Genomic DNA, 15604 nt, shown 5'->3' on the forward strand with positions numbered 1-15604 from the left:
GAGGGGGCGCCATACTCGTCTAGTATGTTCTCCCGCCTTCGCGGGAGAACAAGCTTTGCAGTGAAGGTGCGCAGCGCTCAGTTAGCGCAGGTGCTCGCAGCCCCCGGATCGAGATCCAGGCACCGCCCATCCAGCCCGCTCACCGGCAACCCGATCGTCGCCGCCAAGGTCGGCACGATATCCACCGTCTCCACCGACAGCGGCTGCTCGAACCCGGTCATCCCCTTGCGCCAGAACAGGATCGGCACGCGGCGATCGTAATCCCACGGCGACCCGTGCGTCTCCACATACCCTCCTGCCGGGGAGACGATCGTCGTCACGCGCGGCTTGAGCAGCACCACCATCTGCCCCGACCGCTCCGGATAGAACGACGCTCGCGCCCGCTCGATCAGCGTCCAGGTCTCGGGCGGGGACTTCGCCATCGGCGTCGCCATGATTTCTGCTTCCGAGTAGGCCCCCGCGATCTGCGGCATCGCCCGATACCGACGCAACGCCTCCGCAAGCACCTTCGCCTGCGTCTTCGCCGGCAGCGTGTCGTCGATATACACGTCGCCCTCGGTCCCGAGCAGGACGCTCCCCGGCAGCCCCATGTCCTTGGCGATCGCAGTGCCGACCTGCTTGGCGAGCACGTTCTCGTCCATGTGCGCCTCCATCGGCATCGCACGCTGCTGCTGGCGCTCGGTCGCGTCATGCGCGCCGTGGTCCGCGGTCAGTACGACCTCGTAATCGACCCCGGTCCCATCCATCACCGCAAAGAAATCGCCGAGCGTCTTGTCGAGCTGCGCCATCTGGATGCACATTTCCGACCCCTGCGTGCCGTAGGTGTGCCCGATGTAATCGGTCGCCGAAGCGCCGATGTCGATGATGTCTGTCTGCGGACCCTTGCCGAGCTTCATGTCCTGCACCAGCGCCGCCGCCATCGCGAACACCGCAGCGTCGGACGCGGGCGAAACCCGGAAGCCCTTCGCATCGCCCGCCTCGCGCTCGAAGCGCCCCTGGCCGTACGTCTTGCCCGCGATCACGATCGGATGGTTCACGCCCGCGCAATAGCCGGGCAGGGGGAGCGCCGCCTGCGGCTTGGCGATGAGCGCGACGACCGCGTCGCGCGTCCGCTGCACCGCCGGCGGCACCGCGCGACCCGCATACGAAACGTACGTCTTGCCGTCCCACCACCAGAGCTCGTCGACCTTGTGGCCGCCCATCATCACCGCCGCGCGATCCTTCCCCGCGACCGAAACCGAGCGCGTCCGTGGATCGCGCGCCTTCATCATCTCGCCGAGCGTCGGTACCTTCAGGTGCATGTCGGACACGGTGTAGCTGTCGTGCGTGCTGCCGGTGACGCGCTCGTCCTCCGAGCAGTAGACGACCTTGTCGGGCCGTCCGGCGCGCTGGTCGATCCAGTTGTTGGCGATGATCCCGGTATGCGCAGGCCGCATGCCGGTCAGGATCGTCGAGTGGCCCGGGCACGTCTCGGTCGCGGCATGGCTCTGATACCCGCTCGGAAACACCGCGCCGTTCAGCAGGCGCGTGAAGCCGCCGGTATAGTGATTGCGATATTGCTGGAACAGGTCGGCGGCGAACTGGTCGACCGAGATCGCGACGATCAGTTTCGGTGGAGTCGTGGGGGTCGCCGCGGGGGGCGCCGCCGTCTGGGCAGAGACCGAAACGGCCGAGGTCAGCAGAAGCGCGGCGATAAGTGCTTTCACGAACAGTCCTTTAGCCAGCGACATCCCTCGAGCGAGGCCGTCGCTTTGAAGTGCAATACGACAAGGTCACCGCTATGGCTTTGCGCGATGAACGAAACAAGGATGGCCATGCGCGGATTACGTTGCGTCCTCATGACGGTCTTGCTGGCCATCTGCGGGCTGGCGAGTGCGCCCGCGCTTGCGGAATCGCTGAACGGCTCCAGCCAGCATCTAATGATGAAGCTGGTCGCCGAAAGCGATCACCCGAAGGCCGGCGCGCCGCTGACGATCGCGCTCGCGACGACGCCCGAGACAGGCTGGCACGGCTATTGGCGCAACCCCGGCGATGCGGGCTTTCCGGCAACCTTCGACTGGACCTTGCCGACGGGCGCGAAGGCGGGCGAGCCCGAATGGCCGGTGCCGACGACGCTGCTGATCGCTGGCCTGATGAATTATGTCTACGAGGCGCCCTATGCGCCGCTCGTGACGATCCAGGTTCCTGCGGGGCTCGCGGCCGGGTCGAAATTCCCGATCCGCCTGAAGACAAGCTATCTCGTCTGCTCGGCGACGATCTGCGTCCCCGAAGAGAAGGCGTTGTCGCTCGACCTCACGATCGGTGACGGCGCGCCATCGCAGGCGGCCGCGTTCGCAGGCTGGCGTCAGGCGATCCCCAAGCCACTCGATACCGGCGCGACCTACGCGGCGAGCAACGGGACGATGCGGATCGCGGTGCCGTTCCCCGCAGGCGCGAAGATCGACAAGGCGTATTTCTTCCCGGTCACCACCGGCGCGATCGAGAATGGCGCGGCGCAGACGATCGCGCGCGACGGCGACCGGCTGACGATAAGCACCAAGGTCGCCACCAACGCCAAGACCGGCGGACCGATCGAGGGCGTGCTCCGGATCGGTGACGGGCAGGGACTCGGCGTCAAGGCGACGCCCGGCGCGGTGGCCGAAGCGGCTGGCGACGACGCAGCCAGCGCCAGCGACGAAAGCCTCTGGCTGACTGCGCTGATCGCGTTCGCCGGCGCAGTGCTCGGCGGGCTGATCCTCAACATCATGCCGTGCGTCTTCCCGATCCTCAGCCTCAAGGCGCTCAGTCTCGCCCGCGGCGGCGCGAGTGAGAAGGACGCGCGGGGCGAGGCCTTGGCCTACACCGCGGGCGTCGTGCTGGTGTGCCTCGGTCTCGGCGGCGCGATCCTGGCCTTGCGTGCAGGCGGATCCGCGGTCGGCTGGGCGTTCCAGTTGCAGCATCCCGGCGCGATCGTCGCACTGCTCCTGCTGAGCACCGCGATCGCGTTCAACCTCGCCGGGCTGTTCGAGGTCCCGACTCCGCGCTTTGCCGGCGAAAGCGGTGCGAGCGGTGCATTCGCGACCGGCGCACTCGCTGCGTTCATCGCGACGCCGTGCACCGGCCCGTTCATGGGTGCGGCGCTCGGCGCGGCGCTGGTGCTGCCGTGGCCGGCGGCGCTCGCCGTGTTCGGCGGGCTCGGGATCGGCTTGTCGCTGCCGTTCCTCGCGATCGGGTTCATCCCGTCGTGGCGGCGGTGGCTGCCGAAGCCCGGCGCATGGATGGAGACGTTCCGCCACATCCTGTCGGTGCCGATGTTCCTCACCGCGATCGCGCTCGGCTGGGTGCTCGGACGCCAGACCGGCGTGGACACGCTGACGCTTGCACTGGTCGCGGTGCTGGCGGTCGGCGCAGTGCTGTGGATCGGTGGCTCGCGCCAGCGCAAGGGCAAGTCGTTCGGCGTGGTCGCGCAGGTGCTCTTGCTCGTCGTGTTCGTCGGGAGCGCGGTGCTGATCTCGCGCGCGCCACCAGTGTCCGCGAAAGCAGCGACCGCGGGTGACGAGGCGTTTACCGAGGCCAAGCTCACCTCGCTGCGCGCCGAAAAGCGTCCGGTGTTCGTCTATTTCACCGCCGACTGGTGCCTGACGTGCAAGGTCAACGAGAAGGCGGCGATCGACACGAACGGCGTCCGCGACGCCTTCGCCAAGCACAAGGTCGCGGCCTTGATCGGCGACTGGACCGACGGCGACCCGGTAATGGGCCGCTTCATCCAAGCTCACAACCGCGCCGGCGTGCCGCTGTACCTATACTACGCCCCAGGTGCGGCCGAACCCACGGTCCTCCCACAGGTCCTGACCCCAGGTCTGCTCGAAGGGTTGGGAGCTTAACCCACGATCCTCCCCCGCCAGGGGGAGGTGGCTGGCACTTGCCAGACGGAGGGGGAGGAAAGCGAAACCACTGTTCCGTGTCCGCCCCCTCCGTCACCTGCGGTGCCACCTCCCCCCTTGCGGGGGAGGATTGAACGGCCGTCAGCTTACTAATGCTTACACACAAGGACTTGTGCAGCGCAGCGATGCGTTGCAGCATGGAACCGCAACGCTTGATGGGGAATTGACCGTTTCGATGGGGAAACAAGCGTTTGACGAGATCATGGGCACACCGGGCGACACGACCGCCCGGCCCGAACTGGCGGCTCTCGGCAAGTGGATCGAGGACACGCCCGACGCCGAACTGCGACGCCGGCAGGAAGCCGCCGAGACGACGTTCCGGCAGCTCGGCATTACCTTTGCGGTCTACGGCGAAAACGAGGCCGCCGAGCGGATCATCCCATTCGACATCGTCCCGCGCGTATTCCTGCACGACGAGTGGACCCGACTGTCCGAAGGGCTCGTTCAGCGGGTCGAGGCGATCAACGCGTTCCTCGACGACATCTACGGCGAACGACGGATCCTGAAGGAGGGCATCCTCCCCGAAGACCTCGTGCTCGGCAACGCGCAGTTCCGGCCCGAGATCGCCGGTATCCGCCCACCGCACGGCGTATGGGCGCATATCTGCGGGATCGATCTTGTCCGCACAGGCCCCGACGATTTCTTCGTGCTGGAGGACAATGCGCGCACGCCGTCCGGCGTGAGCTACATGCTGGAAAACCGCGAGGCGATGCTCCGGCTCTGTCCCGAACTGTTCCGCGAGTTCCGCGTTGCCGCGGTCGACAGCTATCCCGACCTGCTGCTCGAGACGATGAAGTCGGTCGCGCCGCATGGAACTGGCTCCAACCCGACCTGCGTGCTGCTGACCCCTGGCCACTACAACTCCGCCTATTACGAGCACAGCTTCCTCGCGGATTCGATGGGCATCGAGCTTGTTGAAGCGGCCGATCTGGTGGTCGACGACGACATCGTCTGGATGCGGACGATCGCGGGGCGGGTGAAGGTCGACGTGATCTACCGCCGGATCGACGATGATTATCTCGATCCGCTCGTGTTCCGTCCGGACTCCGCGCTCGGTGTGCCCGGGCTGATCGCAGCCTACGCCGCCGGCAACGTCGCGATCATGAACGCGCCAGGCAACGGCATCGCCGACGACAAGGCGATTTACAGCTACATGCCCGACATCGTGAAGTTTTACTCGGGCGGCGAGTGCAAGCTGCGCAACGTCGAGACATGGCGCTGCCGCGAACCGCAGGCGCTCAAGTTCGTACTCGACAATCTCGAAGACGTCGTCGTCAAGCTGGTCGACGGTTCGGGCGGCTACGGCATGCTCGTCGGCCCGACCGCGTCGAAGCAGGAGATCGAGGACTTCCGCGCCGCGCTGATTGCCGAACCACATCGCTACATCGCGCAGCCCACGCTTGCGCTGTCGACCGTCCCGACGATGGCGCAAGGCGGCCTCAGCCCACGGCATGTCGACTTCCGCCCCTTCGTCCTGAGCGGCGCGAAGGGCGTGCAGGTCGTCCCCGGCGGACTCACCCGCGTGGCGCTCAAGGAGGGATCGCTGGTGGTCAATTCCAGCCAGGGCGGCGGCACCAAGGACAGCTTCGTCCTCATGGCCGACCAGTCGCAGCGGATGAACGCCGGCGGGATGACGCAGACGATGGGCGGCATGACGCAGACGCTCGGTGCACAGACGTCCGGCGGGAATTCCTGATGCTCTCGCGCACCGCATCCTCGCTCTACTGGCTCGGCCGCTATTTCGAGCGCGCCGACTTCATCGCCCGGCTGGTCGAAGCCACCGTCCGCCTCGACGTGCTCTCGTCGCAACCCTCGGGCGACGCCGCCTGGGCATCCGCCTTGGCCGTCACCGAGACCGACGAGGCCTTCGCCGCGACGGGCGTGGAGATCGGCCAGCGCGACGTCGTGCGGTTCCTGACGCTCGATTCGAGCCATCCGGGATCGATCGTCCGCTGTCTCGACATGGCGCGCAACAATGCCAAGGCGGTGCGCACCGCGCTGACCCGCGAGGCGTGGACCGCGATCAATCGCGCATGGTTGCTGTTCGAGAACCGCGCCACGCCCGGCAGCACGACCTCGCAGTTGAACCTCGTCGAGGCGGTCAAAAACGAGACACGCGGCTTCGAAGGCGCGGTCCACCGCATGCTCCGTAACCAGACGACATGGTTCATCCGGCTCGGCCAGGCTGTCGAGCGGGCGGACAACACCGCGCGGCTGCTCGACGTCAAATACCACATCCTGCTGCCCGAGGGCGAACGGCTGGGCGGCGCGATCGACCGCGATCAGTGGACGACGATCCTCCAGACCGTGTCCGCCGTCACCGCCTATCGCTGGCTCTATAATGACGGCTTGCGTCCCGCCGACGTCATCGACCTGCTCCTTGCACGGTCCGAACTGCCGCGTAGTCTGGCCGCGTCGGTTGAGGAGACGGTCGACGTGCTCAACCTGCTCGCCAAGCGGACGGGCAACCACGGCGAGGCCGATCGTATGGCCCGGATGCGCGCGTCGCGGATGGCGAAGACACGATCGGGCGAGGTCATTGCCTCCGGGCTGCACCAGTATCTGCAAGCATTCATCGCCGAGAACGCGCTGCTGCACGGCGCGATCGGCCGTCAGTTCAAGTTCCTCTGATGCGGCTGTCGATCGACCACCACACGATCTACCGCTTCGCGCAGCCGCAGGGCCGGCTGGTGCAGATGCTCCGCCTCACGCCCGAGAACACGCATGACCAGACGGTCGCGTCGTGGCGGATCGACGTCGATTGCGACGCACGGCTGCGACCCGGTCGCGACGGCTTCGGCAACGCGGTGACGATGTTGTATGCCGAAGGGCCGGTCGACGGGATCGAGATCACCGTCAAGGGCGAGGTGCTGACCAGCCATTCGGACGGCGTCCTGCATGGCGTCCACGAAACGCTCCCGCCCGCGCTGTTCCTCCGGTCAACCGAGGCGACCGTCCTCGACACGGCCATCGCCAAGTTCGCGGTCAATGCCGCGGAGGGCGCACGCGACCGGATCGGCGCGTTGCATCGTTTGAACCGAGCGTTCCATAAGCGGTTTGCGTTCGACGCCGGACGTCCCGAACCCGGTCGGACGGCCGCCGCGGCATTTCGCATGGACAGCGCTACGCCGCGGGACATGGCGCAGATGTTCGCCGTCGCCGCGCGCTCGCTCGGCGCACCTGCGCGGTACGTGTCGGGGTATCATCACAACGATCACGAAGTCGTACATCTGCCGACGCCGCACGGCTGGGCGGAGGCATTCGTCGACGGGCTCGGCTGGGTCGGGTTCGATCCGTGCACGGGGATGTCGCCCGAGGAGCATTACGTCCGCGTGGCGATGGCGCTGGATGCGGCGGGCGCGGCGCCGGTGGCGGGGTCGCGACTGGGCGAGGGTGGCGAGGAACTCGACGTCGACGTTGTCGTCCAGCGCGAGGACTGAGATTTGTTCTTCCGCGAAGGCGGGGACCCAGACTGGGCCCCCGCCTTCGCGGGAGAACAAGAAGGTTAAACCAACGCCGCAACCCGCGCCGGCGGCGTCACCAGATCAGCATCCTCCAGCCGCCGCCACCCCGCCGGCCCCAGCACCTCAAGCGGCCGGTACCGCGTCTTGTATTCCATTCGCGGCGAGCCCTTCACCCAATATCCGAGATACACATACGGCAGCCCGGCATCGCGCGCGCGCAGGATGTGGTCCATGATGATGAAGTTGCCGAACCCCGGCCGTGCCGCGTCGTCGGCCGCGAAGAAGCTGTAGACCATCGACAGCCCATCCGCCTGGCGATCGGTTAGGCATGCACCGATCAGCGCGCCCTGAACGCCGTCGACCGACGGCTCGCGATACTCGACGATCACCGAATTGACCGGCGAGTGCTCGATCATGTCGGCATAGTCGTCCTCGTCCATGCCCGCCATGCCGCCGCCCGGATGACGCGTCCCGAGGTAACGGCGCAGAAGCTGGAACTGCTCGTCGGTCGCCCACGCCTTGCACGCGGTAACCTCGATATCGCCTAGCCGCTTCAGCAATTTGCGCTGCGTCGCGTTGGGGACGAACTCGTCGGTCACCACGCGGACCGAAACGCAGGCGATGCACCCCGCGCACGACGGCCGATACGCCACGCCCTGGCTGCGACGAAAGCCGATCCGCCCAAGCGCATCGTTCAGCTCGTTCGCATGCGGACCGGTTAGTTCGGTGAACACCTTTCGCTCCTGCCGATCCGGCAGATACGGGCACGGCGCAGGGCTGGTGACGAAAAAGCGCGGGAAACGGAAAGGCGCGGTCACCGAGCGAAAAGTCCTTCAGGCAGGCGCGATCAGCCGCGTCGCCCCGTATATGGCCGCCCTGTGGCGACGTGCAATCGGTTTACCACGAATGTCGGTTAACGCGGTAAATCACCGTATCAGAATGGGATTATGCCAGCTCGACGGTCGACGTTTCGTACCCGCCAGCCCGCAGTGCCCCCACCAGCCGATCGAGATGCGCTCGGTCGCGAAGCTCGCATTCGATGTCGGTGATGAGCCCCTTTGCCGGCAACGTCGTGAAGACGCGCTGGTGATAGATCTCGATGATGTTGACGCGTTCCTGGTCGAAGATCCGCGCGACATGGAACAGCGCACCCGGCTTGTCCTGCAACCGGATCCGCAACCGCGCGAGCCGCCCCGACCGCGCCAGATCGCGCAGCAACACGTTGGCGAGCAACCGCGTATCGATATTGCCGCCGCACAGAACGATCCCGACGGTCTTCCCCGCGAACCGCTCGGGATGCGACAGCAGCGCGGCGAGCCCGGCGGCACCCGCACCCTCGACGACCGTCTTCTCGATCTGGAGCAACAGGCTGACGGACTCTTCCAGGCTGCGCTCGCTGACAAGAACGATGTCATCGACCAGCTCGGCAACGATCTTCGAGGTGATCGCGCCCGGCTCCTTGACCGCGATGCCCTCGGCCAGCGTATCGCCGGCGCACGCCATGTCCGTGCCGTTGATGCGGTTGTACATCGACGGGAACAGCTCGGCCTGTACGCCGACGACCTCGATCGGGTGTCCGCCCGGCGCTTCGCTCAACGCGCGCGCTACCGTCGACATGCCCGAGATCAGCCCGCCGCCACCGATCGGGATGACTAGAGTATCGAGCTGCGGCACGTCCTCCAACATCTCGATCGCGACGGTGCCTTGCCCAGCAATGACGCGCGGATCGTCGAACGGGTGGACGAAGGTGAAGCCGCACTCGCCCTCCAGGATACGGGCGTGCGCATAGGCTGCGTCGAACGTCTCGCCGTGCAGCACGACGTTGGCACCGTGCCCTTCGGTCTGCATGACCTTCACGGTCGGCGTGTTGGTCGGCATCACGATCGTCGTCGGAATGCCGAGCCGGTTAGCATGATAGGCGAGGCCCTGCGCGTGATTGCCCGCCGACGCAGCGATGACGCCCTTGGCGCGCGCTTCGGCCGACAGCTGCAACAGCGTGTTGAGCGCGCCCCGCTCCTTGTACGCCGCGGTGAACTGAAGGTTCTCGAACTTCAGATACACCGTCGCGCCAGTCATCTTGCTCAGCGTCTTGCTGACCAGCGTCGGGGTGCGGACGATCGAGTCGCGGATTCGCTCATGCGCGACGCGGACGTCGTCGATCGAGACGGGGAGGGTGGGTGCCGCTACGGCAGCGTGGGTAGCCATGCCCGACCCGCTAGACCATCTGGCGCGCATGGGAAACACCGCTTATGCGCGGACGCTATGGCAAAACTGGCATTCATCGGAACCGGCGTCATGGGCGCGCCGATGGCGGGACACCTCGCCGCGGCAGGGCACGACGTCACCGTCTATAATCGGACTGAGGCCAAGGCGTTGGCATGGGCCGATAAATATGGCGGCAAGGTTGCCGACACGCCGGCCGCCGCAGCGAAGGACGCCGAAGCGGTGTTCACGTGCGTCGGCAACGACGACGATCTGGCCTCGGTCACTTTAGGCGAGGACGGCGCGTTCGCGGCGATGCGCGACGACGCCGTGTTCGTCGATCACACCACCGTCTCGGCCTCGATCGCGCGGCGCCTCGCGGGTGAGCGTGCGCTGGTAGTCGACGCACCGGTATCGGGCGGACAGGCTGGCGCGGAGAACGGCAAGCTCTCGATCATGTGCGGCGGTTCGGCCGAAGCGATGGCGAAGGCCGAACTCTTCATGCAGGCCTATGCAGCGCGCATCGTCCACGTCGGCGAGGCGGGCGCGGGCCAGACCACCAAGATGTGCAACCAGATCGCGATCGCCGGCGTGATTCAGGGCGTCGCCGAATCGCTGCGGTTCGCGCAGAATTCCGGCCTCGATCTCGACAAGGTGTTCGAGGCGATCTCGGGCGGTGCGGCGCAGAGCTGGCAGATGGTCAATCGCTGGCCGACGATGGCGAAGGACGAGTTCGACTTCGGTTTCGCGGTAGACTGGATGCGCAAGGATCTCGGGCTGGCCCTAGACGAGGCGCGGCGCAACGGCGCTGTAATGCCGGTCGCGGCTCTGGTCGATCAATTCTACGCCGATGTTCAGGCAATGGGCGGCGCCCGCCAGGATACGAGCGCGCTGGTACGGAGATTGCCGAAGTGAAGCGTTACCTGATCTCCGCAGCGGTCGTCGCGCTGCTCCCGACCGCCGCGCTTGCCGACGGGATCGTCGACAACGTCAACGGTGTCACCATTACGGACGGCGGACGCGTGATCCACTTCAAGGCGATCCTGGTCGACAAGGATGGTCGCGTCACGCGTCTCGTCCCTCCCGGCGAGGAAGCACCGAAGCTAAGCCGCAAGGAACTTAAGAAAAACGCCGGCAAGCCGCTGTACGACTGGCGCGTCGACATGGGCGGCAAGACCGTGTTGCCGGGCTTCGTCGACGCGCATGGCCATGTGATCGAGATGGGCTTTGGCGCGCTGTCGCTCGATCTGTCGATGACCAAGTCGCTCGACGAGGCGAAGTCGCGGATCGCCGCCTACATTGCCGGCAATCCCGATCGCAAATGGGTCCTGGGCCGCGGCTGGAACCAGGAGGCGTGGGGGCTGGGTCGTTTCCCGACCGCCGCCGACCTGGAGTCCGTCTCCGGCGGCCACCCAATCTGGCTGTCGCGCGCGGACGGGCACGCTGGCTGGGCGAACCGCGAGGCGATGCGCGAGGCCGGGGTCACCAGCTCGACCGTATCTCCGGCGGGCGGGCGGATCGAGAAGACCGGCGGCGCGCCCGCGGGTGTGTTCGTCGACGGCGCGCAAGGACTGATCGAGAAGGTCGTGCCGCAGCCACTGCCCAAAGAGCGCGATGCCGCGTTCCTGACGGCGCAACGTATCCTGCTTGGCTACGGCGTGACCGCGGTCGCCGACATGGGCACGACGCTCGACGACTGGCTCACCTATCGCCGGATGGCGGACATCGGCGGGCTTCGCGTCCGCATCATGAGCTATGCGATGGGCGTCGAGACCGCGAGCCGGATCGGCGGCAAGGGGCCGACGCCGTGGCTGTACAGCGACCACCTCCGGATGGGTGGCGTGAAATTGTATGCCGATGGTGCACTCGGCTCGCGCGGTGCGTGGTTGCTCAAGCCCTATACCGATGCGCCCGGCCAGTCGGGGCTCGGTTTCCTGACCGACGACCAGTTGCAGAACCAGATGAGCCGTGCGGCGATGGACGGTTATCAGGTCGCGGTCCACGCGATCGGCGACAGGGCCAATCAGATGGTGCTCGACGCGATCCAGGTCGAGAGTGAAACGTACACCGGCGATCGTCGCTGGCGGATCGAGCATGCACAGATCGTCGCGCCCGAGGATCTGCCGCGCTTCGGCAAGTTCGGCACGATCGCGTCGATGCAGCCGACGCACGAAACCAGCGACCGGACGATGGCCGAGGCGAGGCTTGGACCGAACCGGTTGGCGGGCGCCTATGCGTGGAAATCGATGCTGACCAACGGCGCCAAGCTTGCGTTCGGCACCGACTTTCCGGTCGAGAAACCGGATCCTTTCGCAACCTGGGCGGCGGCGTTCACGCGCCAGGACGCCGAAGGGCAGCCTCAGGGTGGCTGGCAGCCGCAGGAACTCGTCACGCGCGAACAGGCGTGGTGGGCGATGACCGGTGCGGCCGCTTATGCAGGGTTCGCCGAGAAGCAGTTCGGTGCGCTCGCGCCGGGCCAGCGTGCGGACTTCATCGTTGTCGACCGCGATCCGACGATGGCCTCGCCGACAGACCTGCGCGCGACCAAGGTCAGCGAGACGTGGATCGGTGGCGAGAAGGTCTGGGCGCGACAGTAACCGCGCGGGTTACTGGCGCATCCGGATCAGCCCCTCCTGCGCGACGCTGGCGACGAGCCGGCCGTCGCGCGCGAAGATACGCCCGCGGTTGAACCCGCGGGCATGGCCGGACCACGGCGCGTCGCAGGCGTAGAGCAGCCAGTCGTCGGCGCGGAAGTCCTCGTGCAGCCACAGCGAATGATCGAGGCTCGCGGTCTGCAGCCCCGGCGTGATCCAGTTGACGCCGTGCGGCAGCAGCGCGGTACCTAGCAGCGCCATGTCCGACGCATAGGACAGGATCGCACGGTGCATTGCCGGGTCGTCGCCGATCGGCGCGACCAAGCGGAACCAGTTGGCATGCGCTGCGGGTTGCGGAACGGGCTCGATCCAGCTGCGCGGATTGACCGGACGGATCTCGATCGGCCGCTGGCGCAGCATGTGCGCGCGGAACTTCTCGGGGATGCCGTCGATGCTCTCCAGGCGCAGTTCGCGATCGGAGCGCAGGTCTTCGGGCGGCGCGACATCGGGCATCGAATCCTGATGATGAAGTCCGTCCTCGGGCGTCTGGAACGACGCCGCCATGTTGAGGATCGGCTGCCCCTTCTGCATCGCGATCACGCGCCGAGTGGCGAAGCTCCGTCCTTCGAAGTCGCGCACCACGCGGTAGACGATCGGATAGTCCTCGTTCCCCGGCCGCATGAAATACGCGTGCAGCGAATGTGCCGCCTTGGGGCTTTCGGTCGAGCGTTGCGCGGCCTGCAACGCCTGCGCGATGACCTGCCCCCCGAACACGCGACCGACCCCGCCCGGCTGGCGCCTCCCAACATAGAGATCGGTATCGACCTCCTCGATCTCGAGCAGGTCGACGAGACCCTGCGCGAGTGCTTCGGGCGACGTATCGGCAGTATCCAAGCTCATCTGACCTCCGTGTTCACCCGCGGAGGCGAGTGCCCAGACTGGGGCCCCGCCTTCGCGGGGGCGCACCCTACGGTCAATACCCCGCGGCTACGGCCAGCCGATCCGCGTGGAAGTTCGCATCCCCGAACATCTCCGCCAGCACCCGCGCGCGCTTCATGTAGAAGCCGATATCGTATTCGTCGGTCATACCGATCCCGCCATGCATCTGCACGCCTTCCTGCACGCTCAGCGTCGTCGCCAGCGCGGTCATCGCCTTGGCCACCGACACCGCCTCGTCCGCGCGATCGCTGCCCTGGTCGAGCAATTGCTGCGCCTTGAGAACGGCGGCCCGCGCCACCTCCATCTCCGAATACAGATGCGCGGCACGGTGCTGGAGCGCCTGGAAGCTGCCGATCAACGTCCCGAACTGCTTGCGCTCCTTCATGTAGCCGATCGTCATGTCCATCGCCCCGCCGCCGACGCCGAGCAGTTCCGCCGAAGCGCCGGTCCGCCCTGCGCGGAGCAGGCGGTCGAGAGGCGTGCGCCCCGCATCGACCTCACCGATCACCGCATCCGCATCGACCTCGACTCCCTCGAACTCGAGCCGTGCAGCCAAGCTCGAATCAGCCAGACGCTCAGCATTCGCGGTCAGCCCGGCAGCATCCTTCGGCACCGCAAACAGCGTGATGCCGTCCGTGTCGTCGGCACTACCCCCGGTACGCGCAGCGACGATGATCAGATCCGCGGTGTGGCCGTGCGTGACGAACCGCTTGGCGCCGGTCAGCTTGAACCCGTTGCCCGAGCGTTCGGCGGTCATTCCGACCGTATCGCGATGCTTGGCGCCCTCGTCGATCGCCAGCGCCGCGACGGTCTCGCCGGCGATGATCCCTGGAAACCACCGCTCGGCCTGCCCCGTGCCCTTGAGCGCCTCGACCGCCGCGACCGCAGTGGAAAGGAACGGGGAGGGGGACAGGTTGCGCCCGATCTCCTCCAGCACCACGCCCGCCTCGACATGCCCGAGCCCGAGCCCGCTCTGGTCCTCACCGATCAGGATGCCGGTAAAGCCCATCTCCGCGAACTGCTTCCACAGGTCGCGCGAGAAACCGGTCGCGTCGTTGGCATCGCGCAACGCCCGCATGTGGCTCACGGGCGCGTGCTCCGCCACGAAATCGCGAATGGTGTCCTGAAGGACGGTCTGGTCGTCGTCTAGATACAGTGGCATGTCTTCGTCCTTCTGCTCCCTCGCCCCGACGGGGAGAGGGTCGGGAAGAGGGGCTGTTGGGTCGGATCGTCCGAGCCTCACTGCCCCTCTCCCGCCTGCGCTTCGCTGCGGCACCCTCTCCCCGAAGGGGCGAGGGAATTACGCCGGCAATTCCAAAATCCGCTTGGCGATGATGTTGAGCTGGATCTCGCTCGTCCCGCCCTCGATCGAGTTCGCCTTGGTCCGCAGCCACGACCGCGGGATCGCTCCGCCACGCGACCGATCGCTGTCCCATTCGAGCGCATCCGACCCGCCTGCCGCCATCATCAATTCGTACCGACCCTTGTTCAGCTCGGTCCCGTAATATTTCATCATGCTCGGCTGGGCAGGGTGCGCCTTGCCCGCCTTCAGCTCGTCGATGAACCGCTCGGACATCGCCCCGAACGCCTTAGCCCGAACCTCGAACAACGCGATCGACGCACGCAGCAACGGATCCGCCAGCCGCCCGTCATGCCCAAGCCCGACGGTCGCGATCGCCCCGTCGATCAGCGGGTTGCCGCCGCTCGACGCCAGCCCCATCCCCGAGATCATCTCGCGCTCATGCCCAAGCAGGTATTTCGCGACGTCCCAGCCCTTGTTCTCCTCGTAGACGCGGTTGACCTTGGGCACCTCGACATTGTCGAAGAACGTCTCGCAGAATGGTGAATTGCCACTGATCAGCAGGATCGGCTTGGTCGACACGCCCGGCGAGGCCATGTCGAACAGCACGAAGCTGATCCCGCCCTGCTTCGACGTCTTGTCGGTGCGGACGAGGCAGAAGATCCAGTCGGCCTTGTCGGCGTACGAGGTCCACACCTTCTGCCCGTTGACGAGGTAATGGTCGCCCTTGTCCTCTGCCGAGGTCGCGAGCCCGGCAAGGTCGGACCCCGCATTCGGCTCCGAATACCCCTGGCACCAGCGGATCTCGCCGCGCGCGATTTTGGTCAGGTGATCGAGCTTCTGCTCCTCGGTGCCGTATTTGAGCAATGCCGGCCCGAGCATTGAAATCCCGAACGAGTTGAGTGGGTTGCGCGCCTTTATTGCCGCCATCTCTTCGCGCAGGATCTTCGTCTCCGCAGGCGACAACCCACCGCCACCATAGGCTTTGGGCCAGTCGGGCACGGTCCAGCCCTTGGCGGCCATCTTGTCGAGCCACTCCTTCTGCGCCGGCGACGACGGCTTGAACTGGCGCCCGCCCCAGCAGACGTCGTCCTCCGAGCGCACCGGCTTGCGCATCTCGGGCGGGCAATTCTCCGCGAGCCAGGCGCGGGTTTCGGACCGGAAAGTGTCGAGGTCGGACAT

The 15604-nt window shown here is 66.5% G+C and carries 12 protein-coding genes; 6 read left to right on the top strand and 6 right to left on the bottom strand.

All coding sequences use genetic code 11. The annotated features are described in order from the left end of the window. Positions 1-77: 77 nt before the first annotated feature. Positions 78-1730, bottom strand: coding sequence for an alkaline phosphatase family protein (locus tag AC1ME3_RS13565; RefSeq protein ID WP_480953558.1), 1653 nt, complete (start codon positions 1728-1730; stop codon positions 78-80). Between the two features lie 84 nt (positions 1731-1814). Here AC1ME3_RS13565 and AC1ME3_RS13570 point away from each other — a divergent pair, with 84 nt between their 5' ends. The 4 genes from AC1ME3_RS13570 to AC1ME3_RS13585 all read left to right on the top strand — a co-directional run bounded on the left by AC1ME3_RS13570 (position 1815) and on the right by AC1ME3_RS13585 (position 7363). After that, complete coding sequence (locus AC1ME3_RS13570) at positions 1815-3863, top strand: protein-disulfide reductase DsbD family protein (protein ID WP_480953559.1); 2049 nt, start codon at positions 1815-1817, stop codon at positions 3861-3863. A gap of 235 nt (positions 3864-4098) precedes the next feature. Further along, a complete protein-coding gene (locus AC1ME3_RS13575; protein WP_480953560.1) occupies positions 4099-5619 on the top strand; it encodes a circularly permuted type 2 ATP-grasp protein in 1521 nt (506 codons plus the stop codon). Then, entirely contained in the window at positions 5619-6554 is a 936-nt protein-coding gene (locus tag AC1ME3_RS13580) for an alpha-E domain-containing protein (RefSeq protein ID WP_056048449.1), read from the top strand. The genes AC1ME3_RS13575 and AC1ME3_RS13580 overlap by 1 nt, the downstream gene beginning before the upstream one ends. Next, a complete protein-coding gene (locus AC1ME3_RS13585) occupies positions 6554-7363 on the top strand; it encodes a transglutaminase family protein (RefSeq protein ID WP_056048451.1) in 810 nt (269 codons plus the stop codon). Before AC1ME3_RS13580 ends, AC1ME3_RS13585 begins: the two co-directional genes overlap by 1 nt. 65 nt (positions 7364-7428) lie before the next feature. Here the strand turns inward: AC1ME3_RS13585 and AC1ME3_RS13590 are convergent, their stop codons facing one another. Both AC1ME3_RS13590 and AC1ME3_RS13595 read right to left on the bottom strand, forming a co-directional pair. After that, positions 7429-8205: an arginyltransferase gene (locus tag AC1ME3_RS13590; RefSeq protein ID WP_480953561.1), complete on the bottom strand. Its 777-nt coding sequence runs from the start codon at positions 8203-8205 to the stop codon at positions 7429-7431. A gap of 127 nt (positions 8206-8332) precedes the next feature. Continuing rightward, entirely contained in the window at positions 8333-9592 is a 1260-nt protein-coding gene (locus AC1ME3_RS13595) for a threonine ammonia-lyase (protein ID WP_480953562.1), read from the bottom strand. A 57-nt stretch (positions 9593-9649) separates the two neighbouring features. Here AC1ME3_RS13595 and AC1ME3_RS13600 point away from each other — a divergent pair, with 57 nt between their 5' ends. Together AC1ME3_RS13600 and AC1ME3_RS13605 are read left to right on the top strand one after the other, a co-directional pair. Beyond that, positions 9650-10504 (top strand): NAD(P)-dependent oxidoreductase, encoded by an 855-nt coding sequence (locus AC1ME3_RS13600; RefSeq protein ID WP_480953563.1) that lies wholly within the window; start codon positions 9650-9652, stop codon positions 10502-10504. Further along, entirely contained in the window at positions 10501-12186 is a 1686-nt protein-coding gene (locus tag AC1ME3_RS13605) for an amidohydrolase (protein WP_480953564.1), read from the top strand. The genes AC1ME3_RS13600 and AC1ME3_RS13605 overlap by 4 nt, the downstream gene beginning before the upstream one ends. 9 nt (positions 12187-12195) lie before the next feature. Here AC1ME3_RS13605 and AC1ME3_RS13610 read toward each other — a convergent pair whose 3' ends face one another. The 3 genes from AC1ME3_RS13610 to AC1ME3_RS13620 all read right to left on the bottom strand — a co-directional run bounded on the left by AC1ME3_RS13610 (position 12196) and on the right by AC1ME3_RS13620 (position 15604). Further along, on the bottom strand, positions 12196-13083 hold the full coding sequence (locus tag AC1ME3_RS13610; protein ID WP_480953565.1) for an acyl-CoA thioesterase: 888 nt from the start codon (positions 13081-13083) through the stop codon (positions 12196-12198). A gap of 73 nt (positions 13084-13156) precedes the next feature. Continuing rightward, entirely contained in the window at positions 13157-14284 is a 1128-nt protein-coding gene (locus AC1ME3_RS13615; protein WP_480953566.1) for an acyl-CoA dehydrogenase family protein, read from the bottom strand. A gap of 138 nt (positions 14285-14422) precedes the next feature. Beyond that, positions 14423-15604, bottom strand: coding sequence for an acyl-CoA dehydrogenase family protein (locus AC1ME3_RS13620; RefSeq protein ID WP_120300063.1), 1182 nt, complete (start codon positions 15602-15604; stop codon positions 14423-14425).

The organism is Sphingomonas sp. BL2, assembly GCF_056680015.1.

Coding starts and splice junctions, on each gene's coding strand:
- AC1ME3_RS13595 (WP_480953562.1), bottom strand. CDS start 9,592: ATGGCTACCCACGCTGCCGTAGCGGCACCCACCCTCCCCGTCTCGATC.
- AC1ME3_RS13570 (WP_480953559.1), top strand. CDS start 1,815: ATGCGCGGATTACGTTGCGTCCTCATGACGGTCTTGCTGGCCATCTGC.
- AC1ME3_RS13615 (WP_480953566.1), bottom strand. CDS start 14,284: ATGCCACTGTATCTAGACGACGACCAGACCGTCCTTCAGGACACCATT.
- AC1ME3_RS13565 (WP_480953558.1), bottom strand. CDS start 1,730: ATGTCGCTGGCTAAAGGACTGTTCGTGAAAGCACTTATCGCCGCGCTT.
- AC1ME3_RS13620 (WP_120300063.1), bottom strand. CDS start 15,604: ATGTCCGACCTCGACACTTTCCGGTCCGAAACCCGCGCCTGGCTCGCG.
- AC1ME3_RS13580 (WP_056048449.1), top strand. CDS start 5,619: ATGCTCTCGCGCACCGCATCCTCGCTCTACTGGCTCGGCCGCTATTTC.
- AC1ME3_RS13610 (WP_480953565.1), bottom strand. CDS start 13,083: ATGAGCTTGGATACTGCCGATACGTCGCCCGAAGCACTCGCGCAGGGT.
- AC1ME3_RS13600 (WP_480953563.1), top strand. CDS start 9,650: ATGGCAAAACTGGCATTCATCGGAACCGGCGTCATGGGCGCGCCGATG.
- AC1ME3_RS13585 (WP_056048451.1), top strand. CDS start 6,554: ATGCGGCTGTCGATCGACCACCACACGATCTACCGCTTCGCGCAGCCG.
- AC1ME3_RS13575 (WP_480953560.1), top strand. CDS start 4,099: ATGGGGAAACAAGCGTTTGACGAGATCATGGGCACACCGGGCGACACG.